Raw genomic sequence first — 1,743 nt, forward strand, 5'->3', positions numbered from 1 at the left:
GTCGGACCTGATGGCTGCTCTGTCAGCGGCTGCGCACCGGCCATGACCAACACCTTCCCAGACGGCAGCCGTTGACACAGGGCATCTCATGCCGCCTTGCGGGCGCAGTCAGTCGCTGGGAAGTGCGGTGCCCGGCTCCACCGTGGCGTCGTCCAGGGCGCCAGGGTCGAGGCGGGCGCCGGTCAGCAGGGTGCGTCCGGTGTCGTCCCCGGTGTTCACTCGCCCGAAGGAGGCGCCGTGCAGATCGGCGCCCCGCAGGTCAGCTCCTCGGAGGTCGCAGGCTGCGAAGCGGACCCCGCGCAGTGAGGCTGCGCGAAGGTCAGCGCCGCGCAGGTCGCACATCTTGAAGAAGACCTGCTCCAACGTGGCGTGGCGCAGGTCGGCGCCGGCGAAGGAGCAGCGGTCCAGGCCCAGGTGCTTGGCGGCGCGCACTGAGGTCAGGTCGGCCCCGGCGAAGGAGATGCGACGCAGCTGCTGTCCGTAGGTCGCGGCAACCAGCTCCTGGCGCCCACCTGTGGGCTCCTCTGCAGTGCTCACCCGCTCAGTGTCCAGGACCACGACAGCCCACCACCAACGCACGCCTTCGCCGCCGTGCGGGCGCGATCATGACTCCCGCCGGACGTCCTCACCGCCGATGGGCGGACGTGACCAGCGCGGTTCAGTCCAGGTCGTCCATCCCAGCGCTACCGTTCTGGGAGTGCGTGACGACGTCTACATCCTCACCAGAGCTGAGCGACGCCAGGCTCGGGTGGCGTGGCGACGAGTCCCCTTCCAGCAACGCCTGGAGGCGGTGCGGATGGCGAAGCAGGGACTGCCGGCACCTGACCCGCTCGTCGCGGCGGCCGGCCGCGGGTACGGGGAGTACCTGCTGACCCGACGCCTCACCAACCGGCTCCCACGCTCGCTGCTTCCCCTCGCCGGCGCGATCCTGGTCCTCGTCGGCGTCCTCCTCTGGAGCGGCGCGGTCGCGTTCGCGGAGACCGACCTGACCGGGCTCGGCGTCTTCGGCGTCATCGGTGGCGTCGTCGTCACGCTCCTCGGTCTGCTGAGCTGGTCGCAGCGTCAAGGAGGACGTCTCCTCGTCGCCGCGAACCCAGCGGCCTCCGCGCCACCAACGGAGCCTCGGTCGTCAGGGTCGTAAAGCCTCGCGGATTCGCACGCGGTAGGCCATCGCCCCTCCTTCGCGCCGCCCGACACCGATCGCCCGAGGATCGACGACCGAGGTCCCCTGCACCTCCGGGATGACTCCGACTCGCGCCGGAGACGTCCGCCCGACATCCGCACACGCCGCCCTGAGGGCGCGATCACGGCCACCGCCGCACGTGCACTTTCGCCGAAGATCGAGCGTCGTAGGTGCTCAACGGGAGTCCTTCACGGCCCGCTTCAACCACAGCCCGATGAGGTTGGCGATCAAGACGACGACGATGAGCCAGGCCGCGTCGTCGACGGATGCGCGCCAGCTGTCTTCCAGGAAGGCACGTGCGAGCACCAAGCCGGCGAGGAAGCCGATGGCAGGCTCGATCAAGAGCAGGACGACAAGGCGCCGGCCAGTGCGACGGTGCGGCGTGGCGAGCGGCTTTTGCGGCCCTTGGTCCAGCTGGCTCATGCCGTCAGCGTCCCACTAGGCCTAGCGCCGGAACCGGCTGAAGGGTCTGCTGCATGATCCGGTGTCAGATCAGGTCACGCGGCCTGATTGGCCGGTGCGGTCATGATGGTCTCGTACTCGATAGGGGTCAATCGGCC

The 1,743-nt window shown here is 69.6% G+C and carries 3 protein-coding genes; 1 reads left to right on the top strand and 2 read right to left on the bottom strand.

Going from position 1 to position 1,743, the window contains the following annotated elements; translation table 11 throughout:
- Positions 1–108: 108 nt before the first annotated feature.
- Positions 109–537, bottom strand: a complete 429-nt coding sequence (locus CLV92_RS20770) for a pentapeptide repeat-containing protein (protein ID WP_211291332.1) — start codon at positions 535–537, stop codon at positions 109–111.
- Between the two features lie 160 nt (positions 538–697).
- Between CLV92_RS20770 and CLV92_RS21210 the strand changes: the two genes are divergently transcribed.
- The gene (locus CLV92_RS21210) at positions 698–1,141 is read left to right on the top strand and encodes a hypothetical protein (protein WP_146099724.1); all 444 of its coding nucleotides are present in this window, start codon (positions 698–700) and stop codon (positions 1,139–1,141) included.
- Positions 1,142–1,357: 216 nt separating this feature from the next.
- On the opposite strand, the gene CLV92_RS20780 is transcribed toward CLV92_RS21210, so the two are convergent.
- Entirely contained in the window at positions 1,358–1,606 is a 249-nt protein-coding gene (locus CLV92_RS20780) for a hypothetical protein (protein WP_104435988.1), read from the bottom strand.
- Positions 1,607–1,743 lie beyond the last annotated feature (137 nt).

Source organism: Kineococcus xinjiangensis (genome assembly GCF_002934625.1).
GTDB classification, from domain to species: Bacteria; Actinomycetota; Actinomycetes; order Actinomycetales; family Kineococcaceae; genus Kineococcus_A; species Kineococcus_A xinjiangensis.